Below are 22,007 nucleotides of genomic sequence, written 5' to 3' on the forward strand. Positions count from 1 at the left end.
TTCGTCGCCGGCGACATGCCCTGATCGAACTCTCTGAAGGCTGAAAATTCCGCCGGCCGGGCCTCGCGCCCGGCCGGTTTCTTTTTGCGGTCGGGACTTTTTTCTTCCTCTCGCGCGGAGCCTTGCGGGGCGCGCGATGGCGGATTAAGTGCAGTCTGAAACTCTGCGCTCACGGGGGAAAAGCGCATGCCGCGTCGTCGTATCGCGCAAACGCTCGTGGAAATGCTCTTGCCGGCCGTTCTGGTCGCAGCGGGCGTTATTCATTCGGCGCTGGCGCGCGGCGATCTTCTTCCCGACAAGGACAGCTGCGTTCTGAAAATCGGCCCTGAGATCATCTATTTCGCGGGCTATCAGCCGGGCGCGGCGCAGCAGAAAAAATTCTGCGAGGACGCCCCGCAATCCGGCGAAACGATCTTCGTCTTCGACTATGCGGCTCCAGAACTGCGCGAGATGAAGGCCGGCTTTCGCATCTTGCTGCCGAGCGAGGCCAGCGACGACGAGCCGAGCTCGGAATCGGCGACCGTCGCCGCGCTGCCTCCGCAAATTTATCCCAAAGGGACATTTTCTTTTGCTCATGTCTTCGCCCAGCCGGGCGATTTCGTCGGCGTCGTCACCATCGACGGCGCGGTCGGCGAGCATTGGACAGCGCGCTTTCCCTTTTCCGTCGGCAAGCGGCGTTTCGAGATCAGCCCCTATTATCTGATCGGCGCCGCCGGCTTGCTCGCATTCTTCCTATTCGTCTCCAGCCGTTCGAAGCCTGCAGGCGCCCGGCGCTGACCGAATAGGGCGGCGCGCTCATCTTCTGCTGAAAAAGTATGAATTCGGCGTTTTGCGCGCCGGAGACACGGTTTACAGCATGGTCAAAATATATTAGTCCATAAAATGACTGAAGTTATAGACCATAAGAGGAGACCGGTATGAGGAGCGTTTCAATCTCGCGGCGCCGCTTCGGCGCGGTGGTCATGTTCGCCGCGAGCCTGTCGATTTTCGTCGACGCGACGGCGCTGGCGGCGACCTCGCTGCTCAATGTCTCCTATGATCCCACCCGCGAGCTCTATAAGGCGATCAATCCCGCCTTCGCCGCCGATTGGAAGGCGAAGACAGGCGAGACGATCGAGCTCCAGGCCTCTCATGCCGGTTCTGGCGCGCAGGCGCGCGCGGTGATCGACGGCCTCGCGGCCGATGTCGTGACCCTGGCGCTCGCCGCCGACATAGACGCGATCGTGAACAAGACCGGCAAGATCGCGCCCGATTGGCAGAAGAAGCTGCCGAACAACGCCTCGCCCTATACTTCGACGATCGTCTTCCTGGTCCGCAAAGGCAATCCGAAGAAGATCAAGAATTGGGACGATCTCGCCAAGCCCGGCGTCGCGGTCGTCACGCCCAATCCGAAGACCTCCGGCGGCGCGCGCTGGAACTATCTCGGCGCCTGGGGCTATGCGCTCAAGAAGTTCGGCGGCGACGAGGCGAAGACCAAGGAATTCGTCAAGGCCATCTATAAGAACGCCCCGGTGCTCGACACGGGCGCGCGCGGCTCGACGATCACCTTCGCTCAGCGCGGTCTCGGCGATGTGCTGATCGCCTGGGAGAACGAGGCCTTCCTCGCCTTCGAGGAATTCGGCAAGGACAAGTTCGAGATCGTCGTTCCTTCGAGCTCGATTCTCGCCGAGCCGCCGGTCGCGGTCGTCGACGGCAATGTCGACGCCAAGGGAACGCGCAAGGCCGCCGAGGCCTATGTGAATTTCCTCTACACGCCGGCCGCGCAGGCGATCATCGCCAAGAATTACTATCGCCCCGCGCATCCCGAATTCGCGGCCAAGGAAGATCTGAAGCGGCTTCCCAAGCTCGAGCTCTTCACTGTCGATCAGGTCTTCGGCGGCTGGACCAATGCGCAGAAGACGCATTTCGCCGATGGCGGCGTCTTCGACGATATTCAGAAGCAGTAAGGCGCAAGGACCTCTCATGAGCGCCGCTGCGCCCGTCGCGAACAAGAAGGCTCGGAGCTTCACGGCTCCGAGCGTCATTCCCGGATTCCGGGCGACTTTCGGCTTCACCATCTTCTATCTGAGCCTCGTCGTCCTGTTTCCTCTGTCGCTGCTGATTTTCCGCGCTTCCTCGCTCGGGCTTTCCGGCCTCTATGGCATAGCGGTGGAGCCGCGCGTCGCCGCGGCGTTGCGCACCAGCTTCTTCATCTCTTTCGCCGCCGCCGCGATCGATGTCGTCTTCGGCCTCATCGCCGCCTGGGTGCTGACGCGCTATGAATTTCCGGGCCGGCGTTTTCTCGACGCCATCGTCGATCTGCCCTTCGCCCTTCCCACGGCGGTCGCCGGCATTGCGCTCGCCGCGCTCTATGCGCCGAATGGCTGGCTGGGCGAGCCGCTCGCCGATTACGACATAAAGATCGCCTTCACGCGCTGGGGCATTCTCGTCGCCCTTGTGTTCGTCGGCCTGCCTTTCGTCGTGCGCACCGTGCAGCCGCTGCTCGCCGAGATCGACTCGGAGCTCGAGGAGGCGTCGGCGACGCTCGGCGCGAGCCGCGCGCAGACGGTGTGGCGCGTGCTGCTGCCGCCGATCCTGCCGGCCTTGCTCACTGGTTTCGCTCTGGCTTTTGCGCGGAGCGTCGGCGAATATGGCTCGGTGATCTTCATCGCCGGCAATCTCGCCTATATTTCGGAAATCGCGCCATTGCTGATCATCGTCAAGCTAGAGCAGTTCGACTATGCGGGCGCGACGGGCATTGCGACCATCATGCTCGCGATTTCCTTTTCCGTGCTGCTGGCGATCAATCTGATCCAGGCCTGGAGCCAAAAGAGGTTCGGGCATGTCTGAGGCGACCACATCCGCGGCGCTCGCGCCCGCCGTCGCGCTCGCGCCGCCACGCAGCGTGACGGAGGAGACGCCGCTCACGCGCTATGCGCTCATCGGCGTCGCCGTGGCCTTTCTCGGCCTCTTCCTTCTGCTGCCGCTCGCGGTCGTCTTTACCGAGGCGCTGGCCAAAGGCGCAGGGGCTTTCTTCGCGACTTTCGAGGAGCCGGACGCCCGCGCGGCGATCCGCCTAACGCTCATCGTCGCAGCGATCGTCGTGCCGCTAAACGCTTCGTTCGGCGTCTGCGCGGCCTGGGCGATCTCGAAATTCTCCTTTCCCGGCAAGAGCGTGCTCATCACGCTCATCGATCTGCCCTTCTCCGTCTCGCCGGTGGTGTCGGGCCTCGTCTATGTGCTGGTCTTCGGCTCGCAGGGACTGCTCGGCCCCACATTCTCGGCCTGGGGAATTCAGGTCGTCTTCGCCATCCCCGGCATTGTTCTCGCGACGATCTTCGTCACCTTCCCCTTCGTCGCGCGCGAGCTGATCCCGCTCATGCAGGAGCAGGGGACAGTGGAGGAGGAGGCGGCGCTGACGCTCGGGGCGAGCGGCTTTCGCACTTTTCTCACGGTGACATTGCCCAACATCAAATGGGGCCTGCTCTATGGCGTGCTCCTCGCAAACGCCCGCGCCATGGGCGAGTTCGGCGCGGTTTCGGTCGTCTCCGGCCATATTCGCGGCCTGACCAACACGATACCTCTCCAGGTGGAGATCCTCTACAATGAGTATAACATCGTCTCGGCGTTCGCCCTCGCCTCCCTCCTGGCTGGGCTGGCTCTCGTCACTCTTGGAATCAAGACGCTCCTCGAATGGCGCTACGCCGGCCAAATCGCCGGTCGCCGACGTCACTGAGGAGGCGCCGCGCCCGCATGGCGTGGAGATCAGGATCGAGCGCGTCGAGAAGGATTTCGGCGACTATCCCGCTTTGCGCGACGTCAATCTGACGATCGCGCCCGGCGAGCTGGTCGCGCTGCTGGGACCGTCGGGCTCCGGCAAGACGACGCTGCTGCGCGCCATCGCCGGCCTCTCCAATCCCGATCGCGGCCGCATTCTGTTCGATTCGGAGGATGCGACCACTCTGTCGGTGCAGGAGCGGCGCGTCGGCTTCGTGTTCCAGAATTACGCGCTGTTCAAGCATCTGACCGTCGCCGACAACATCGCCTATGGGCTGAAGGTTCGCCCGCGCCGCTCGCGCCCGTCCCGCGCCGAGATCGCCGCGCGCGCGGCCGAGCTGCTGGAATTCGTGCAGCTGGACGGTCTCGGCGGACGTTATCCGGCGCAGCTCTCCGGCGGCCAGCGGCAGCGCGTGGCGCTCGCGCGCGCGCTCGCCATCGAGCCGCGCGTGCTGCTGCTCGACGAGCCCTTCGGCGCCCTCGACGCGCGCGTGCGCAAGGACCTGCGCCGCTGGCTGCGCGACGTGCATCGCCAGACCGGCCTCACCACCGTCTTCGTGACGCATGACCAGGACGAGGCGATGGAGCTCGCCGATCGCGTGGTGGTGCTGGACAAGGGCCGCATCGAGCAGATCGGCACGCCGGACGAGCTCTATGACCGGCCGGCCTCGCCCTTCGTTCTGTCCTTTGTCGGCGAGGCGCTGGCGCTGCCGGTGCAGGTCGCCGACGGCAAGGTGATCTTCCAGGGCAAGGAGCTGCACGTCTCCTCGGAAAATCTGCGCAATGGACCGGCGCGCGTCTATTTCCGCCCCGCCGACATCGCTCTGCATGGCGGCCAGATCGGCGCGCTCGAGGGCCGGGTCGAGGCGGTGCGCCGCACGGCCGCCGGCTTGCGCGCCTCCATCTCCATCCCGGGCTATGATCAGACGGTCGAGGTCGACACGGATGATCGCGCGGGCGCGACGCTCGGCAGCAATGTGCCGCTGTCGCTGAACAATGTTCGGATTTTCTCGACGGCGGCCGAGGAGACGCTCGGCGACGGCGCGGGGATATAGGGCGAGAGCCTGTGCGAATCCTTCTCCCATGTGGGAGAAGGATTTTGGCGCATGGATTGCTTGTCGTGCTTGTCTGATCTGGAAGGCGACACGCGCCCTCATGCCCAGGCGAAGGACCTTCGACCTGGGAGACGGCGATGCGAGCGCCGGGACGCAGCCGCGGCATGTGTGAATGGGGCGATTTCGCAGGCGATGCGAAAGCGCTCGACGATCTTCTCGAGGCGGGGAGGTCCGGCTCCTTGCCGCCCTTTCTGCTGCTCTCGCAGCCGGGCGTCGGCGCGACGGATCAAAGGCGCTGCTCGGAGCTGTGGACGCGTGATCGGCGCGCCGCCGCGGTCGCGGCGCGGCTCGCGCTCGATTTCCAGTTCCGCCCCGCCGATGGGCGGAAAATCCGGCTCGGCTATCTCTCCAATGATTTCCACGATCACGCAACCGCGCTGCTGCTGATCGAGACGCTGGAGGCGCATGATCGCGAGCGCTTTTGCGTCAACGCCTATTCCTATGGGGCCGACGACGGCAAGAGCATGCGTCGTCGCCTCGTCGGCGCTTTCGACGCTTTCATCGACATAGAAGCGCTCTCCGATGGCGACGCCGCCCGCGCGATCCATCGCGACGAGGTGGACATTCTCATCGATCTCAAAGGCTTCACGGCCAATGCGCGCAGCGGCATTCTGATGCTGCGGCCGGCGCCCGTGCAGGTGAATTATCTCGGCTATCCCGGCACGCTCGGCGAGGATATCTGCGACTACATCATCACCGACGATTATGTGACGCCCTTCGCCTCCGCCGGCGATTATTCCGAATCCTTCGCCTATATGCCGAACAGCTATCAGCCGCATGGCCGCGCCGGACCGATCGGGCGAATGCCCTTGCGCGCCAGCATGGGCCTGCCGGAGCAGGGCGTCGTCTTCTGCTGCTTCAATCAGGCCTATAAATTCACGCCGGAGATGTTCGACGTCTGGTGCCGGCTGCTGGACGCCGTGCCGGGCAGCGTCCTTTGGCTGCTCGGCGCGCCCATGGCGGAGGGCAATCTGCGCAATGAGGCGTGGCGGCGCGGCGTGAACGGCGACCGGCTGATCTTCGCGCCGGATATGGCGCAGGGCGAGCATCTGGCGCGACTCCAGCTCGCCGATCTGGTGCTCGACACGGCGCCGTACAATGCGCACACCACGGCGAGCGACGCGCTCTGGGCGGGCGTGCCGATCGTCACCTGCAGCGGCTCGACCTTTCCCTCGCGCGTCGCCGGCAGCCTGCTGCGCGCCGTCGGCTTGACGGAGCTGATCGCCGCCGATCTCGACGATTATTTCGATCTCGCCTATCGGCTGGCGGCCGATCCCGCCCATCTCGTGGAGCTGAAGGCGAAGCTCGCGCGCAATCGCGCCGATGCGGCGCTCTTCGACGTTCCCGCCTATACGCGCGATCTCGAAGGCCTCTATCGATCCATGTGGAATCGCCGCTCCGCCGGCCTGCCGCCGGCGGCGCTGATTCCGACGGCTTGACGCCTAGTTGGAGATGTTGCCGGGGCCTTCTGGCCGCGTGGGGTCGGCGCCGAGGCCGAGCCGCCCGATCGTGCCCGAGAAATTATTTTTCTGGCGTTCGCGGTCTGGTCCCGAGCCGGTCTCGGCGTTCTTCGAGACGACTGGTCGCGGCGGCAAATCTTCTGAGCGTTTCGTTTGCGCCTGCGCGACCGAGCATAGGATCGCCATGGCCAGGACGAGGGTCGATTTCGAGGTGAGCATCGCTGTCTCCTTCGGAGAGGCTGGAGACCGACCGGCCCTGTCTCGAAGGTGTTCCTTCGCGCCGGCGCGGCTGCAGCATAGCAATGCGATTTGTATCAGCGGCCACAGCGCAGATTGCGGCCGCTCGTGGCGCTCGGCGCCGAAAATGGACGCGCCTGTCGCAAATCTGCGACAGGCGCGCTGAAAAGTTCTCCGCCCGAAAGCGATCGCCTTCTCCCGCGAGCGGGAGAAGGACCGGGTTTCGTCACCGAACGAGAATATTCTTGAACTGCCAGGGGTCGCTCTCGTCGATATCCTCCGGGAAGAGACCCGGACGGCCGTCGAGCGGCGTCCAATCCGTGTAGACCCCCTCGACCGGGCCGAGATAGGGCGTCTGCACCTCGAGGCAGCGGCGGAAATCCACCTCGTCGGCCTCGACAATGCCGGCGTTGGGGTTTTCCAGCGCCCACACCATGCCGGCCAGCGCGGCCGAGCTGACTTGCAGGCCGGTGGCGTTCTGATAGGGCGCCAGCTCGCGCGTCTCCTCGATGGAGAGGCGGGAGCCGTACCAATAGGCGTTCTTGGCGTGGCCGTAGAGCAGCACGCCGAGCTCGTCTATGCCGTCGACGATCTCGTTCTCGTCGAGAATCTTCCAGCTCGCCTGCATCTTGCCGGCGCGGCCGAACATCTCATGCAGCGACAGAACGGCGTCGTCGGCCGGGTGATAGGCGTAATGGCAGGTCGGCCGATAGACCACCTTGCCGGAATCGTCGCGCACGGTGAGGAAATCGGCGATAGAGATCGACTCGTTGTGGGTGACGAGGAAGCCGAATTGCGGCCCCGGCGTCGGCGTCCAGCTGCGCACGCGCGTATTGGCGCCCGGCGATTTCAGATAGATCGCCGCGCCGCAGCCGGAGGAATGCGTGCCGGCGATGTCCGGCAGCGATTTCTCATGCGTGCCCCAGCCCAGCTCGGCCGGCTGCTGACCCTCGGAGACGAAGCCTTCCACCGACCAGGTGTTGACGAAGACGTCGCGCGGCTTGGGGGTCGTAGCGCGCTGCGTGTCGCGCTCGGCGATGTGAATGCCCTTGACGCCGAGCTTTTGCGCCAGCGCGCCCCATTCGGCGCGGCTCTTGGGCGCGTCGATCGAGAGGCCCGTGTCGGCGGCGATGTTCAGCAGCGCCTGCTTCACGAACCAGGACACCATGCCCGGATTGGCGCCGCAGCAGGAGACGGCGGTCGGGCCGCCCGGATTGCGGCGACGCTCCTCCAGCACGGTCTCGCGCAGCGCATAATTGGTGCGCGCTTCATTGCCGAGGCTGGTGTCGAAATAAAAGCCGGTCCAGGGCTCCACCACCGTGTCGACATAGAGGCAGCCCAGCTCGCGGGCGAGCTTCATAATGTCGAGCGAGGAGGTGTCGACCGACAGATTGACGACGAAGCCCTGTCCCTCGCCCTTGGTGAGCAGGGGGGTGAGCGCCTCGCGGTAATTGTCCTTGGTCAGCGCGGTCTTCTGGAACGCAATGCCGCGAATATCCAGCATCTCGCGATGCGTATCGACAGGATCGATGACGGTGAAACGGCTCTTGTCATAGTCGAAATGGCGTTCGATGAGCGGCAAGATGCCACGTCCGATGGAGCCGAAGCCGATCAGAACGATCGGGCCGGTAATCTTCGCATGGACGGGCCAGTCTGCCATTTCGCTCACCTCTTGGAGTTCGAGACTATTGTGCGGCGCGTTACAGCAAGAGCGGCCGACATAATCAAGGAAAAACGCGGGCGGGGCGTTTTCCTTTTGCCGCTCTGCGGCAAAGAGGGCGCAGGATCAGTCGGGAGAAAAACCCATTCGCGTCAGCGCCGCGGCCAGCGCCGGCTCCGGGCGCGCCCCGCTGGTGAAGAGCGCGCGGGGCGCCGGCGCAATTGTTGCGCGGTCGGGGCCGAAGCGCTCCGCCAGCAGCCGATCGGCCTGCCGCGCTATGGCGGGGGCGGGGTCGATCCACTCGACCGGCCAGGGCGCGAGGCGCCGGAAAAAATCCAGCAGCAGCGGATAATGCGTGCAGGCGAGCGCGACGACATCCGTCCGCGCGTCGTCGCGCATGACGAAGCAGGGCGCGATCTCGCGGGCGATCTCCGCCTCTGAAACAGCGGCGCCGCGCATAAAATCCTCGGCGAGCGGGGCGAGGCGCGTCGAGCCGATCAGCGTCACGGCGCAATCTTCCGCGAAGCTGGCGATGAGCGCGCGGGTGTAGTCGCGCGCCACAGTGCCGGGCGTCGCCAGCACGGAGACGAGACGCGAGCGCGAACGCTCGGCGGCGGGCTTTATCGCCGGCACCGTGCCGACGAAGGGAAGCTGCGGCCAGCGCGCCCGCAAATGCGGCAGCGCGAGAGTGGAGGCGGTGTTGCAGGCGATGACGACGAGATCGGGCGCCAGCTCGGCGATCAGCCGTTCCATCACCTCCATGACGCGCGCGACCAGCGCCGTCTCGGAGAGCGGGCCATAGGGGAAGCCGGCGTCATCCGCGCAATAGAGCAGCGCTGCATGCGGGCGCAGCTTCGCCACCTCGGTGAAGACGGTGAGGCCGCCGAGTCCGGAGTCGAAGACGAGGATTTTGGGGACGGGGGGCGTCATGAGGGGCGGTCGGCTCGCAATGTCCTGACGTCCCCGAACCTGCCCCCTCTCCCGCAAAGCGGGGGAGGGATGGGGAGGGGGCCTCTCCCCGAATAGAAACGCGTTCCCCCGCGAAGATCAACCTCGCGTCAGAACGGGAGGTTGAACACGCGCGAGGGCTCCAGCGCGCCTTCCACCACCTCGCCGAAAGCGACGGGCACGCCGCCGCAGGCCGCATAGACGACGCCGCCCGCAGGCGCGTCGCGGCCGCGCAGGATCAGCGAGCCGCCGCGCCGCAGCCGCGCCGCGGCGTCGCGATCGACGACGACGCAGGGCAGCTCGGTGAGGCCCGCCTCGACGGAGAGAAGCGCGTTGGCCGCCTCGCCGCCCTCGATCTCGTCCAGCGTGTAGCTGTCCTCCTCGAGGAAGGGGCCGACCCGTGTGCGGCGCAGCGCGGTCACATGGCCGAAGCAGCCGAGCAGCCGCCCGAGATCGCGCGCGATGGAGCGCACATAGGCGCCCTTGCCGCATTCCATGACGAGCTTGGTCTCCTCCTCCGTCGCATCGACGATGGAGAGGCGATGGATGGTGACGGGGCGCGGCTTCAGCTCCACTGTCTCGCCGTCGCGCGCGAGATCATAGGCGCGCTCGCCGGCGATCTTGATGGCGGAATATTGCGGCGGCACTTGCAAAATATCGCCGAGAAAGCGCGGCAGCAGCGCCTCGATCTGCGTGATCGTCGGCCGCTCCTCGCTCTCGCGCACGGATTTGCCGTCGGCGTCGTCCGTGTCGGTCTCGACGCCCCAGCGCACGGTGAAGCTATAGGCTTTCTCGCCATCCTGGACGAAAGGCACGGTCTTGGTCGCCTCGCCGAAAGCGATCGGCAGAATGCCGGAGGCGAGCGGGTCCAGCGTGCCGGCGTGTCCGGCCTTCTTGCCATTATAGATGCGCTTCAAGCGCGAGACGGCGTGCGTCGAGGTCATGCCGACGGGCTTGTCGAGCACCACCCAGCCGTCGACGACGGCGCGATTGGATCGAGTTTTGTTCACGCTCAGCTCTTTTTCGACGGGATATGCACGAAGAGCGCAGCAGTCTTGGCTATGCAGTGATCTGGAAGTTTCTGGCGTTTCTTGCCAGCGACTTCCCACTGATGTTGCCGCATGAGGTTCGCGACGAGATAGCCGGCGTTCATCGTGCCCTCGTAGGCACCCTTGTATTCGGTTCCGATCGCCTTCTGTAGCATCGGATCTATTACGACCATAGGCGCGAGGCCGTTTTTCGCAGCCTCGAGCGCCGCCGCTTTCCCCTCAGGCGAAAAAATGACTGCTTGCATTTTCCTGCCGAGCGGGGAATCGAGCTTTGTCCCTTCGCGCGCCTGGGGAACGCCGATCTTTTCGATCAAGTTCAGCGCGTCGTCGGCCTCCGCGGTGCCGGCCATCTCGTGACAACGGGAATAGAGAACGAGCAATTCCTTTTCGGAGAGCCCTCGAAGCTCGTCCTCTGTCCATCGTTTCAGCTTTAGCACTCAATCGTCCTCCCTTTCGAGAGGGGCTGCTAGATCGCGCTGCACGCGCTCGGAGTTCAGCAGCGCGTCGATGCGCGCGACATTGTCGAAACTATCGTCGATGCGGAAACGCACCTCCGGGGCGAATTTGAGATTGACGCTATGGGCGATCTCGCCGCGCAGATATTTTTTGTGGCGGTCGAAAGCGCGCAGCACCTCCGGCTCGTCCTTGCCGCCGAGCGGCATGACATAGACGGTGGCGAGCTTCAAATCCGGGCTCATCGTCACCCGCGAGACGGTGACGACATGCTGCTCGAGCACGGGATCAGCGATATCCCCGCGCGAAAGCATCGAAGCGATTTGATGGCGGACGAGCTCGGCGACGCGCAACATGCGCTGCGACGGCTCCGCCCCATGGGCGTGATGGGCTCTGGACATGGATGTTCGCGCTGTTCGCGCGCTCCCAACGTTGCGCGGCCGTCACTCGCTTTGCAGTCGAGGACGGCGGCGCGCCGAAGGCTTGTTAAAAGTTCGGTGGAGATCAGCGAGACGCGATCACAGCGTCCGCTTGATCTCCTCGACGCGATAGCACTCGATGACGTCGCCGGCGCGCATGTCCTGATAGTTCTCGAAAGCCATGCCGCACTCCTGTCCGGCCTGCACTTCCTTGACCTCGTCCTTGAAGCGCTTGAGCGTCGACAGCTTGCCCTCGTGGACGACGACATTGTCGCGGATGAGACGCACATTGGCGCCGCGCTCCACCGAGCCGTCGGTCACGCGGCAACCCGCCACCTTGCCGACCTTGGAAATGTCGAACACCTCGAGAATCTGCGCATTGCCCAGCATGGTCTCGCGCAGGGTGGGCGCGAGCAGGCCGGACATCGCCGCCTTCACATCGTCCACGAGATTGTAGATGATGTTGTAGTAGCGGATTTCAATGCCGCCGCGCTCGGAGGCCTCGCGCGCTTCCTTATGGGCGCGCACGTTGAAGCCGATGACGACGGCGTTGGACGCTTCGGCGAGTGCGATGTCGGACTCGGAGATGCCGCCGACGCCCGCATGCACGACGCGCGCGCCGACTTCGTCCGTGCCGAGCTTGTCGAGCGCTGCGACGATCGCCTCCACAGAGCCCTGCACGTCGCCCTTGATGACGAGCGGGAACTCCTTGCGGCCGGCGGTCTTCAGCTGGCTCATCATATCGGTGAGCGAGGTGCGGGCGCCGCCGCCGCGCGCGGCCAGCTTGTCGCGACGCTGACGCTCGCGATATTCGGTGATCTCGCGCGCACGCGCTTCCGTCTCGACGACGGCGACGCGGTCGCCGGCTTCCGGCGTGCCGGAGAAGCCGAGGATCTCGACCGGGAAGGACGGGCCGGCGGTCTGCACCACGACGCCCTTGTCGTCGAGCAGCGCGCGCACGCGGCCCCATTGCGAGCCGGCGACGATGATGTCGCCGACATGCAGCGTGCCGCGCTGCACCAGCACAGTGGCGACCGGACCACGGCCCTTGTCGAGCCGCGCCTCGATCACCGTGCCCTCGGCGGAGCGCTCGGGATTGGCCTTGAGGTCGAGCACTTCCGACTGCAGCGTGATGGCGTCGAGCAGCTTGTCGAGATTGAGCTTCTCCTTGGCGGAGACCTCCACCTCGAGCGTGTCGCCGCCGAAGGTCTCCGTCTGCACCTCATGCTGCAGCAGCTCGGTGCGCACGCGCTCGGGCTTGGCGTCGGGCTTGTCGATCTTGTTGATCGCGACGATGATCGGAACCTCCGCCGCCTTGGCGTGGTGGATCGCCTCGATCGTCTGCGGCATCACGCCGTCATCCGCCGCCACCACCAGGATCACAATGTCGGTGACCTTGGCGCCGCGGGCGCGCATGGCGGTGAAGGCCGCGTGGCCGGGGGTGTCGATGAAGGTGATCGGCGCGCCATTGGGCGCCTTCACCTGATAGGCGCCGATATGCTGCGTGATGCCGCCCGCCTCGCCGGCCACGACATTGGCGTGGCGGATCGCGTCGAGCAGCGAGGTCTTGCCGTGGTCGACATGGCCCATGATGGTGACGACCGGCGGCCGCGACTCGAGCTCGCCCTCGGCGTCGGGCTCGTCGAACAGTCCCTCCTCGACATCGGATTCGGCGACGCGCTTGACCGCATGGCCGAGCTCCTCGGCGACGAGCTGCGCCGTATCGGCGTCGATGACGTCGGTGATCTTGTGCAGCGCGCCCTGCTTCATCAGCAGGCGAATCACGTCGACGCCGCGCTCCGACATGCGGTTGGCGAGCTCCTGAATGGTGATCGTCTCCGGGAGGATGACCTCGCGGGCGATCTTCTCCTTCTGCTCGGCCTGGCCGAAGGATTTGAGGCGCTGCGTGCGACGGCGGAACGAGGCGACGGAGCGCGTGCGCTCTTCCTGCTCGGACGTCGCGGTGGAGACGGTGAGGCGGCCGCGGTCCTTCTGCGCGCCGCCGCGCGAGGGAGTCGGACGGGGCGGCGGCGGCGGCGCCTTGACGGCGATGACGCCGACGGGACGGCGGACGACGCGCTTCTCGGCGTCTTCCGTCGCGGTCGCGGCGGGGCGGGGCGCCTCTCCTCCGGCGGTCGGAGCCGGACGCGGCTGGGCCGGGCGTGCGGTGGCGGAGGTCGGAGCATGCGGCTCGGGAGCGCCGCCTCCGGCGAGGCGACGGCGCGCCTCTTCCTCGGAACGGCGCTTCGATTCGGCGTCGCGGGCGAGGCGCTCTTCTTCCTCGCGCTTGCGGGCTTCGGCGGCGGCGCGCTCCTCGCGCTCGCGCTCCTCGCGCTCGGCGCGGGCCTTGGCTTCCGCCACCGCGCGGCGACGGTCTTCCTCCTCGCGGGTGCGGGCGTCGACCAGGGCGCGGGCGCGGGCCTCGCGCTCATCGTCGGTCAGCGCGCGCAGCACCATGCCGGCGCCGCGCTTGGGCGCAGGCTGCGGGCGCGGGGTCTCGGCTCTCGGCGGCGGGGGCGGCGGCGGCGCGGCGGCGACAGGGGCCGTCGGCGGCGCAGGCGGCGGCGGGGCTGCGGGGGCCGCCGGCGCGGCGGGCGCCGCTGTCGCCGGAGCCGCCGGCTTGGTCTCGACATGTCCGGGGGCGCGACGCTTCACCTTCTCGACCACGACCACCTTGGAGCGGCCGTGGGAGAAGCTCTGGCGCACCATTCCGCCATGCTCGGTCGGACGCTGCTTCAAATGCAACGTCTTCGACGGCGTGACGGTCAGCGTCTTGTCGCCGCTGTTCTCGGTCTCGGTCTCACTCATCCAGTTTCCGATCCTCGGGCTGCGCCTGTTCGGTTGCGTCTTTCAGCGGGCCGAGCTCGTCGGTCCGCTCGCTGTTCAGAGTCTGCGCGTCGCCGGAAGCGCTCTCGCCTCTATAGGCGGCGAGGCGGCGGCAGCGCGCCAAAAAGGCTTGCGTCGGTCCGCCCGGCGCGAGGGCTGCATGTATCACATTTGTGCGGCCCAAAGCCAAATCCAATTGAAGAGAATCGAACAGAGAGATCGTCTCTGTGACCCTCTCGCCGCATCCGCGCGCCGTGGCCGCGCGCCGGGCGGCCTGGGCGAGCTTGCGGCGGCCCTCCGCCGAGCCGTCGCGCGCCTCCAGCACAGCGGCGACCGCGCCTTTCTCCAGCGCCTCGCACACCTTGCCGAAGCCGGCGACCACGGCGCCCGCCTTATTGGCCATCGCCAGCGATTGCAGGCAATCGGCCTCCAGCAGCCGATCGACCTCCGCGGGGAGCGAGGGCGAGGCCGAGACCTCGGCCTTCAATTGGCGCGAGAAGGCGCGCTTCTTCAATGCTTCGGCCACGACATCGGCGCGCGCCGTCACCCAGGCGCCGCGGCCGGGCAGGCGCGATCTGATGTCCGGCGTGAGAACGCCGTCCGGCGCGCGCACGAAGCGGATCATCCCCTCCGGCGCGTCGCGCCGGCGGGTGACGATGCAAGTCCGTTCGCTCGCCTCCGCCTCTCTCATTCGCTCGCCGTCCCGTTTCGTCACTGCGCCTCGGTCTGCTGCGCCTCTGCCGGCTCTGCGGCCTCGGCTTCCGCCTCGGGCTCCGGCGCCTCGATCCAGCCGGCGCGCACGCGCGCATCCATGATCAGCGCCTCCGCCTCCTCGCGAGAAATGTCGATCCCGTCGAGGAAGCCGGTCTGCTTGACCGTCTCGCCGTCCTTCTTCTCGGTCCAGCCGACGAGATCGTCCGGCACGCAGCCGGCGAGATCCTCGATCGACTTCACGTCATTCTCGCCGAGCTTGACCAGCATCGCCGTGGTGACGCCGTCGAGCTCCTTCAGCTCGTCGAGCACGCCGAGCTCGACGCGACGCGCCTCGTTCTCCGCCTCGACGCGCTCGAGATAATTGCGGGCGCGATTTTGAATCTCGGCGGCCGTGTCCTCGTCGAAGCCTTCGATCGTCGCCAGCTCGCCGAGATCGACGAAGGCCAGCTCCTCGACCGATTGAAAGCCTTCCGAAGCGAGCAGGCGGCCGACGACCTCATCGACGTCGATGGCGTTCATGAACACTTTGGTGCGCTCGACGAACTCGCGCTGACGGCGCTCCGATTCCTCGGCCTCGGTCAGAATGTCGATATCCCAGCCGGTGAGCTGCGAGGCGAGACGCACATTCTGGCCGCGGCGGCCGATGGCCAGCGACAGCTGATCGTCCGGCACCACCACCTCGATGCGCGCGGAGTCTTCGTCGAGAACGACCTTCACCACCTCGGCCGGCTGCAGCGCATTGACGATGAAGGTCGCCGCATCCGCCGACCAGGGAATGATGTCGATGCGCTCGCCCTGCAATTCGCCGACGACGGCCTGCACGCGCGAGCCGCGCATGCCGACGCAGGCGCCGACCGGATCGATGGAGGAATCGCGCGAGATGACCGCGATCTTGGCGCGCGAGCCCGGATCGCGCGCGACCGACTTCACCTCGATCACGCCGTCGTAGATCTCCGGCACTTCCTGGCGGAACAGCTTGGCCATGAATTGCGGATGCGTGCGCGACAGGAAAATCTGCGGACCGCGCTGCTCGCGGCGCACGTCATAGACATAGGCGCGCACGCGATCGCCGGGACGGAAGGTCTCGCGCGGGATCATCTCGTCGCGGCGGATGATCGCCTCGCCGCGGCCGAGATCGACGATCACATTGCCATATTCGACGCGCTTCACGACGCCGTTGACGATCTCGCCGATGCGGTCCTTGAACTCTTCATATTGGCGGTCGCGCTCGGCCTCGCGCACCTTCTGCACGATGATCTGCTTGGCCGATTGCGCGGCGATGCGGCCGAAATCGAAAGGCGGCAGCGTCTCGGAAATCCAATCGCCGACCTGCGCCGCCGGATTGCGCTTGCGCGCGTCCTCGATGGAAATCTGCGTCGCGTCATTGTCGATGAGATCGACGACCAGCAGCAGACGCGAGAAGCGCACTTCGCCGCTCTTCGGATTGATCTCGGCGCGGACTTCGGTCTCCTGCCCATAGCGCGAGCGCGCGGCCTTTTGCAGCGCGTCCTCCATGGAGGCGATGACGATCGAGCGGTCGATCGATTTCTCGCGCGCGACCGCATCGGCGATCTGCAGGATTTCCAACCTGTTGGCGCTGACGGCCATATCTTGCTCCCAAAAACGTCGGCCCTACGCGTCGCCGCGACGGCCGGGTCCGCTGCCTTTTTTCTTGAATCCCGTCTGCACGCCGGCCGGAACCAGCGGCTTGGCCTTGTCGCCGCGCGCCATGGCGAAGCGGCCCGGCCCACGGCGGGGCCGCGTCTCCTCTCGGGGCGCGGCCTCTCCCTCCTCGCTCGGGCTGTCGTCCTCGAGCTGCGCCTTGCCGGCGCGCAGCGCCTCGCGGATCAGCGCGTCGGTCAGCATCAGCTTGGCCTCGTCGAGATCGCGCAGCGGCATTCGCACGGTCTTGTCCTCGTCCGGCGGGGCGTCATTGCGCTCCAGCGTCACCACGGCGTCGCGGCCGTCGCCCTCGACGGAGACGATATTGCCCCGAAAGCGCTTGCGGCCAGAGGCGAGCGGCTGCGTCAGCTCGATCTTCGCCTCATGGCCGATCGCGCGATGAAAATCCGAGACTCGCACCAGCGGGCGATCTATGCCGGGGGAGGACAGCTCCAGCCGATAGGCGTCGGAAATCACATCCTCGACGTCCAGCTCCGGCGAGAGCGCCTGGCTCGCCGCCTCGCAATCGTCGATCGTCATGGTTCCGTCGGGCCGCTCGGCCATGATCTGCAGAACCATGCCGTTCTGCGAGAGAATGCGCGCACGCACGAGACGAAAGCCGAGCTGCGCCAGCACAGGCTCGGCGATATGGGCGATGCGCGCCGCAACGCCCGTATCGCCGCAGAGGCGCGGCTCATCGAGCAGGGAGGGCGCCTCCACGGCGCCGGCGGCGGGCGTTTCTGCCAAGCGGCTCATCCTGTCTTGCGAGAATTTCCGGCCGGTGCAAACAAAAAAGAGCGGGTCCCGGCCGGGCCCCACTCTCAAGCAGCGATCATCCGAGAATGACCGTTATGAGATAGAACGGAACGGCTTATACACCTGGATCGCCCGCCCGCGCAAGAAAAATGCTCCGTGGCGGCGCCTCGGCCCTGCGGCGGGAGCGCCGCCGGGCGTCGCGCTCGAGAAATTGTTTCGAGACCATGCGAGAAGCGATAGGCTTTCTCGCCTTGGAACGAGACGAAATAATGCAAATCCCTTTTTTCCGCGCGCTCGAGGACTCGCAGCGCATTCTCATCGCCGGCTGCGGCGGCGGCTTCGACATCGTCAGCGGCCTGCCGCTCTATGTCTTTCTGCGCGATGCGGGCAAGAGCGTCTTTCTCGCCAATCTGTCCTTCGCCCGCGTCGATCTCGCCTCCCGCAAGAAGATCGGTCCCGCAGGGCGGCTCGTCGATTCCGACAGCCGCATGCAGGGCTATTTTCCCGAGCGCCATCTCGTCGACTGGCTCGCGGCCCGTGGCTGCGAGCCCAAGGTCTTCGCCTTCGAGAAGACCGGCGTGCGACCGTTGCGGCAATCTTATGAGGCGCTGGTCACGCTATTGAAGGTCGATACGATCATTCTCGTCGACGGCGGGACCGACAGTCTGATGAAGGGCGACGAGGCCGCGCTCGGCACGATAGAGGAGGACGCTCTCTCGATCGCCGCCGTTCATCAGCTCGAGGGCGTGCGCAAATTTCTCGTCTGCCTCGGCTTCGGCGTCGATCTTTATCACGGCGTCTGCCATCATTCTTTTCTCGAGAACACGGCCGAGCTGATCCGTTCCGGCGGATATCTCGGCTGCGTCTCCGTGTCGTCGGGAACGCCGGAGGGCGACGCGCTGCTCGACGCCGTCGATTTTCTCAACGAGCGCCAGCCCAATTCCAAGAGCATCGTGGCCAATTCGATCGCCTCGGCGATCCGCGGCGGCTTCGGAGACCGGCACGACACCGAGCGCACAAGAGGGACGGAGCTGTTCATCAATGCGCTGATGGCGCTCTATTGGTGCTATGATCTCGCCGCCGTCGCCCGCGGCATGGGCTTTTACGAGGCGATCGCCGGCAGCGAGAGATTCCACGAGATAGAGAATGCGATCCGCATTCATCACGCTCACGCGGAAAAGCGAGATTGGAAGAATTTGCCGCTGTGAGCAGGTTTCGGGGATGGCGCGGCGGCCGTCCATTCTTGACTGCGCCGCGGCTTTTTGTTTCACTGCGACACGGCTCGATCGGAGCCCCCGTGTCCGCGGAAAGGGCTGCGCCCGCGCTCATCTCCGAAAGGCGCTTCGACATTCGCCCTTTCCTGTCTGATCGGCGGACGCAGACTCGGAGGAGGGGGTTCCATGTCCAGCGAACCGCGGGCCGCGCGGGCGGCCGTCCGTTTTTCTTCGCCGTTCCGGCTCAATCTCGAACAGCAACGCAAGCGCGCCAAAGAGCTGCTCGCAGCGCTGCGCGCCGGCGACCGGCGATCCCTCGAGCGATTGCGGCTCCGCCATCCCTCGGCTCCGTCGTCGCAGAATGTCCGGCTGAGCGACGCGCAGCTCGTCGTCGCCCGTGAGCTCGGTCTGCCGAGCTGGCCGAAGCTCAAGGCGCATATAGAGGCGATGGACCGCAGCTGGCGCGACATATCGCGGGGCGACGCGGCGCCCGACCGCGACATGCCGACGCTGCATCTGCGCTGCGGCCACGACATAGAGGCGAGCCTGCGCGACGCCGGCTTCATCGGCGATTTTCTCGAATATTCCGATCCGCTCTGTCAGGGGCCCGTCCCGGACCGGCCGGACTGGCTCGACACGCGCGCCGCTTTTCTCGCGGAGAGCTACGGCGCCGGCGTGGGTCGGAGCAAAGCGCAGATCGCCGAAGAGCTGGCCGACGGGGAGGCGGGCTTGCGGTCAGCGGCGTCTCGCTATGTGCGCGTCGTGCTCTGGCTCGAGCATGATCCTTATGACCAGCTCATTCTCGCGCGGTGTCTCGCGCAATTCGCCGAGACGCCTCCGCCGCGGCTCGAGCTGATCTCGTTGGAGCGCTATCCCGGCGCCATGCGTTTCATCGGACTGGGGCAGCTGCCGCCCGAGGCTTTGCGCCTGCTATGGGAGGAGCGTGCGCCGATCGCCGAGGCGGGTCTGCGCGCCGGCCGCGACGCTTGGCGCATGCTGCGCGCGCCCGACCCGAGCCCGCTCGCGGGATTCGCGCGCGCGGCCGTGCCGGCTCTGCCGCAGCTCGCGCGCGCCATTCGGCGCTATTGCCAGGAATTTCCCTGGTCCGACGACGGCCTCGGCCTGACGCAACGTCTCATTCTCGAGCTTCTGGCGGAGCGTCCCCACACGGTCGGCGAGGCCTTTTCGCGTTTGCTGATGGAGCGCGAGCCGCTTCCCTGGCTCACGGATTTGATGATTCATTCCATTGTGGACGACATGAAGCGCATTGCGGAGCCGGTTTTCGTGGGCTCGTTCGAGAGCGAGGATCGCAGCTGGCCCCACGAGCGTCTCACGATCACGCCGCTCGGGCGCGCCGTTCTGGCGAGGGAAACGGATTGGATGTCGCTTCGTCCGCCGTCGCGCTGGCTCGGCGGCGTCTCGATCTCCGACGCGGCGCCGCGCTGGCGCTGGAACGAGGCCCTTTCGGAGTTCGCGCTCCGGTGAGCGCTCACCCCAGCAGCGCGACCAGCGGGGCGATCAGCGGCGCGTCGGCGGGCGGCATTTGCGCCGCATCGAGCTCGCTCGGCCGCATCCAGGCGAGCGCCTGGCCCTCGCGGGCGTGCGGCTCGCCGCGCCAGCGTCGGCAGAGATAGAGCGGCATCAGGAGATGAAACGCCTCATAGGCGTGGCTGGCGAAGGTCAGCGGCGCGAGATCGTCCGTCGCCGCCTCTATGCCCAGCTCCTCGGCCAGCTCGCGCACGAGCGCCTGCTCCGGCCGCTCGCCGGGGTCGAGCTTGCCGCCGGGGAACTCCCAAAGTCCCGCGAGCTGCTTGCCCTGCGGACGCTGGGCGATCAGCACGCGGCCTTGCGGATCGACGAGAGCCGCGGCGACGACGAGAAGCAGAGACAAGGGGTTCCCCTCAATTGCCGGAGAGCACGACCTCGATCGGATCGGTCTCCTTGCCGGTGACGACAATCTCGTCGTACATCGCGCCGCCCTCGCTGATCAAGCCGCCCTTGGGAACCCAAGTGAGCTGCGTCGTCACGAAATAGCGGCCCGGCGCGACCTTGTCGAAAGTGAAGCGGCCGGTCGCGCCCGCCTTGGTCGTGCGTGTGTAGGCGGCGTATTCGGCCTCCTGCGTCGGCGTCGGCATGAGCAGGGCCGGGATGAATTTGCGCTTGCCGTAGAATTGCGAGATGCGCGCCTGCGCATAGGCGGTCGCGGGAATGAGCCGCACCACCTCGCCGGCGGCGTAGCGCACATTCGTCTTGCCCTGCTGGTCCCGCAGAAAGGCCTGGCCCTCGATCGTCGCCTTGCCCTCCTGCCTGATGAAGGCGGCCTCGACGGGATCGAAGCGCATTTCCGGCGCGGCGCTGTTGCAGGCGGAGAGAGCGAGCGGCGCGAAGGCGATGCAGAAGGCGGCGGAACGCATGGGAATGGCCTCGTTGCGGCGAATGCGCGGCCAATGTCGCCGCTTCGTCCGGCCGAGGCAAGGCTCGATCTGTTAAGGCTTCTTCTCCGGCGGCGAGAGAAAGGCGGCGGCGCAGCTCATTTCCCTGCGCCAATCGACGACATTGCTGCGCTTGTCGTAGCAATCGCGCTTGGCGATCGCCTCCTCGCAATCGGCCCCGCCCATGAACTGATAGGTGACGCAGGCGCCGACGGCGGGCGGAGCCTTCGCGTCCTTCTCGACCGCGGGCTTCTCGGCGGGCTTCTTCTTGCCGGCGGTCTTTTTCCCGGCCTTTTTCGCTTTGGCTTTCTTGGCGGGAACGTCCACGCTCTTCTCGACCACTACGCCGGAGGCGGCGGCGTAGTCGCGCGCCTCCTCATAGGCGCCGGCGCATCCGGCGAGAGACAATGACGCGCCAAAAGCGGCAATGACCAAAAGCGGGCGGCGCAGGGGCATGATCTTTGTCTCTTCGCCTTGCCGAATCGCCATGTAAGCTAAAAACCGAAACCAATTTCGTCATCGCGCAATTGCGCCTAGGGGCCGCTGCGTGTGGGCATGCGCGCGCAGCATCTCGAGCACGTCGCGCAGGCTGGCGACGACGGCGAGGCAGAGCGCGCGCTCCTCGGCGGAGGGTTGCAGAACGTCGGGCGCCATGATCGTCATCGCGCCGGAGGCGGCGGCCGAGCGCAGGCCTGTCGGCGAATCCTCGAGCGCGAGGCAGCGCCGCGGCTCCTTGCCGAGCGCGCGCGCGGCGCGCAGATAGGATTCGGGATGCGGCTTGCCGCGCTGAACATCGTCGCGCGTCACCAGCGCAGAGAAGTGCGAGAGCAGCCCGCAGCGGCTCAGGTGATGCTCCGCGGTCGGCCGCCGCGAGGAGGTGGCGATGGCGAGCGGAATATTCATCGCGGTGAGATAATCGACCAGCTCGCGCGCGCCCTCCTTCAGCGGCACGCCGGAGCGCGAGGCGCGGGCGACATAGGCGCCGCAGGCTTCGATGCAGGCGTCGAGCGGAAAATCGGCGCCGAAGCGCTCGATCATCATCGTCTCGCAATCCTGCATCGGCTTGCCGATCATGCGATGGCAGAAAGCCTCGGTGATCTCATGGCCGACGGCGCGGCCGGCCGCGATCCAGGCGTCGACATAGAGCCGCTCCGTGTCGAGCAGCGTGCCGTCCATGTCGAAGAGAACCGCTTCTACAGCATGGGGGAAAACCATAGGTCCGCTTCCTCGCCGCCCGAGCCGAGGCGAGTAGAAGCCGATTCTCGAAACGCTGCGATGACGATCAGGTCACGAGCGCATGTCACGC

The 22,007-nt window shown here is 66.3% G+C and carries 23 protein-coding genes; 8 read left to right on the forward strand and 15 right to left on the reverse strand.

Translation table 11 applies throughout. The features are described 5' to 3' along the window. Positions 1-188 (reverse strand): hypothetical protein (locus tag ACT53T_RS13900; protein WP_476161659.1); only part of this gene is annotated, 188 nt, incomplete at its 3' end. On the opposite strand from ACT53T_RS13900, the gene ACT53T_RS13905 reads away from it, so the two are divergent. The 6 genes from ACT53T_RS13905 to ACT53T_RS13930 all read left to right on the forward strand — a co-directional run bounded on the left by ACT53T_RS13905 (position 187) and on the right by ACT53T_RS13930 (position 6,310). After that, positions 187-777 (forward strand): hypothetical protein, encoded by a 591-nt coding sequence (locus ACT53T_RS13905; protein ID WP_476161660.1) that lies wholly within the window; start codon positions 187-189, stop codon positions 775-777. The two genes, ACT53T_RS13900 and ACT53T_RS13905, sit on opposite strands and share 2 nt — an antisense overlap. A 185-nt stretch (positions 778-962) precedes the next feature. Then, entirely contained in the window at positions 963-1,946 is a 984-nt protein-coding gene (locus ACT53T_RS13910; protein ID WP_476161781.1) for a sulfate ABC transporter substrate-binding protein, read from the forward strand. 16 nt (positions 1,947-1,962) lie between these two features. Beyond that, on the forward strand, positions 1,963-2,829 hold the full coding sequence (gene cysT, locus ACT53T_RS13915) for a sulfate ABC transporter permease subunit CysT (RefSeq protein WP_161914671.1): 867 nt from the start codon (positions 1,963-1,965) through the stop codon (positions 2,827-2,829). Beyond that, positions 2,822-3,715, forward strand: coding sequence for a sulfate ABC transporter permease subunit CysW (cysW, locus tag ACT53T_RS13920; RefSeq protein ID WP_400769669.1), 894 nt, complete (start codon positions 2,822-2,824; stop codon positions 3,713-3,715). Before cysT ends, cysW begins: the two co-directional genes overlap by 8 nt. Positions 3,716-3,737: 22 nt before the next feature. Beyond that, positions 3,738-4,811, forward strand: a complete 1,074-nt coding sequence (locus ACT53T_RS13925; protein WP_018266605.1) for a sulfate/molybdate ABC transporter ATP-binding protein — start codon at positions 3,738-3,740, stop codon at positions 4,809-4,811. A 137-nt stretch (positions 4,812-4,948) separates the two neighbouring features. Next, positions 4,949-6,310, forward strand: coding sequence for an O-linked N-acetylglucosamine transferase, SPINDLY family protein (locus ACT53T_RS13930; RefSeq protein WP_476161661.1), 1,362 nt, complete (start codon positions 4,949-4,951; stop codon positions 6,308-6,310). A gap of 3 nt (positions 6,311-6,313) precedes the next feature. On the opposite strand, the gene ACT53T_RS13935 is transcribed toward ACT53T_RS13930, so the two are convergent. The 10 genes from ACT53T_RS13935 to rimP all read right to left on the reverse strand — a co-directional run bounded on the left by ACT53T_RS13935 (position 6,314) and on the right by rimP (position 17,055). Beyond that, a complete protein-coding gene (locus tag ACT53T_RS13935) occupies positions 6,314-6,550 on the reverse strand; it encodes a hypothetical protein (protein ID WP_476161662.1) in 237 nt (78 codons plus the stop codon). Between the two features lie 244 nt (positions 6,551-6,794). After that, positions 6,795-8,228, reverse strand: a complete 1,434-nt coding sequence (locus ACT53T_RS13940) for a homospermidine synthase (RefSeq protein ID WP_476161663.1) — start codon at positions 8,226-8,228, stop codon at positions 6,795-6,797. Positions 8,229-8,354: 126 nt separating this feature from the next. Next, positions 8,355-9,158 (reverse strand): glutamate racemase, encoded by an 804-nt coding sequence (gene murI / locus ACT53T_RS13945; RefSeq protein ID WP_476161664.1) that lies wholly within the window; start codon positions 9,156-9,158, stop codon positions 8,355-8,357. 128 nt (positions 9,159-9,286) lie between these two features. Beyond that, on the reverse strand, positions 9,287-10,186 hold the full coding sequence (gene truB, locus ACT53T_RS13950) for a tRNA pseudouridine(55) synthase TruB (RefSeq protein WP_476161665.1): 900 nt from the start codon (positions 10,184-10,186) through the stop codon (positions 9,287-9,289). Between the two features lie 2 nt (positions 10,187-10,188). Next, on the reverse strand, positions 10,189-10,662 hold the full coding sequence (locus ACT53T_RS13955; protein WP_476161666.1) for a hypothetical protein: 474 nt from the start codon (positions 10,660-10,662) through the stop codon (positions 10,189-10,191). Beyond that, positions 10,663-11,079 carry a 30S ribosome-binding factor RbfA gene (gene rbfA / locus ACT53T_RS13960; protein ID WP_476161667.1) on the reverse strand — a complete coding sequence of 139 codons (417 nt, stop codon included), beginning with the start codon at positions 11,077-11,079 and terminating at the stop codon, positions 10,663-10,665. It lies immediately after the preceding gene. Positions 11,080-11,196: 117 nt separating this feature from the next. Further along, positions 11,197-13,905 (reverse strand): translation initiation factor IF-2, encoded by a 2,709-nt coding sequence (gene infB, locus ACT53T_RS13965; protein ID WP_400769655.1) that lies wholly within the window; start codon positions 13,903-13,905, stop codon positions 11,197-11,199. Further along, positions 13,898-14,638: an RNA-binding protein gene (locus ACT53T_RS13970; RefSeq protein WP_245258449.1), complete on the reverse strand. Its 741-nt coding sequence runs from the start codon at positions 14,636-14,638 to the stop codon at positions 13,898-13,900. The genes infB and ACT53T_RS13970 overlap by 8 nt, the downstream gene beginning before the upstream one ends. Then, complete coding sequence (gene nusA / locus ACT53T_RS13975; RefSeq protein ID WP_476161668.1) at positions 14,635-16,245, reverse strand: transcription termination factor NusA; 1,611 nt, start codon at positions 16,243-16,245, stop codon at positions 14,635-14,637. Before nusA ends, ACT53T_RS13970 begins: the two co-directional genes overlap by 4 nt. A gap of 24 nt (positions 16,246-16,269) precedes the next feature. Further along, positions 16,270-17,055, reverse strand: a complete 786-nt coding sequence (rimP, locus tag ACT53T_RS13980) for a ribosome maturation factor RimP (RefSeq protein ID WP_400769653.1) — start codon at positions 17,053-17,055, stop codon at positions 16,270-16,272. Positions 17,056-17,324: 269 nt separating this feature from the next. Between rimP and ACT53T_RS13985 the strand changes: the two genes are divergently transcribed. Next, positions 17,325-18,263: a DUF1152 domain-containing protein gene (locus tag ACT53T_RS13985; RefSeq protein WP_476161669.1), complete on the forward strand. Its 939-nt coding sequence runs from the start codon at positions 17,325-17,327 to the stop codon at positions 18,261-18,263. A gap of 192 nt (positions 18,264-18,455) precedes the next feature. Further along, the gene (locus ACT53T_RS13990; RefSeq protein WP_476161670.1) at positions 18,456-19,754 is read left to right on the forward strand and encodes a DUF1835 domain-containing protein; all 1,299 of its coding nucleotides are present in this window, start codon (positions 18,456-18,458) and stop codon (positions 19,752-19,754) included. Between the two features lie 4 nt (positions 19,755-19,758). Here the strand turns inward: ACT53T_RS13990 and mutT are convergent, their stop codons facing one another. The 4 genes from mutT to ACT53T_RS14010 form a co-directional block, all read right to left on the reverse strand. After that, complete coding sequence (gene mutT, locus ACT53T_RS13995) at positions 19,759-20,160, reverse strand: 8-oxo-dGTP diphosphatase MutT (protein WP_400769649.1); 402 nt, start codon at positions 20,158-20,160, stop codon at positions 19,759-19,761. Between the two features lie 10 nt (positions 20,161-20,170). After that, the gene (locus tag ACT53T_RS14000) at positions 20,171-20,683 is read right to left on the reverse strand and encodes a carboxypeptidase regulatory-like domain-containing protein (RefSeq protein ID WP_476161671.1); all 513 of its coding nucleotides are present in this window, start codon (positions 20,681-20,683) and stop codon (positions 20,171-20,173) included. 72 nt (positions 20,684-20,755) lie between these two features. After that, positions 20,756-21,157: a hypothetical protein gene (locus ACT53T_RS14005; RefSeq protein ID WP_476161672.1), complete on the reverse strand. Its 402-nt coding sequence runs from the start codon at positions 21,155-21,157 to the stop codon at positions 20,756-20,758. Positions 21,158-21,217: 60 nt separating this feature from the next. After that, complete coding sequence (locus tag ACT53T_RS14010) at positions 21,218-21,916, reverse strand: HAD family hydrolase (protein WP_476161673.1); 699 nt, start codon at positions 21,914-21,916, stop codon at positions 21,218-21,220. Positions 21,917-22,007: the final 91 nt, after the last annotated feature.

Source organism: Methylosinus sp. DMC45 (genome assembly GCF_056313885.1).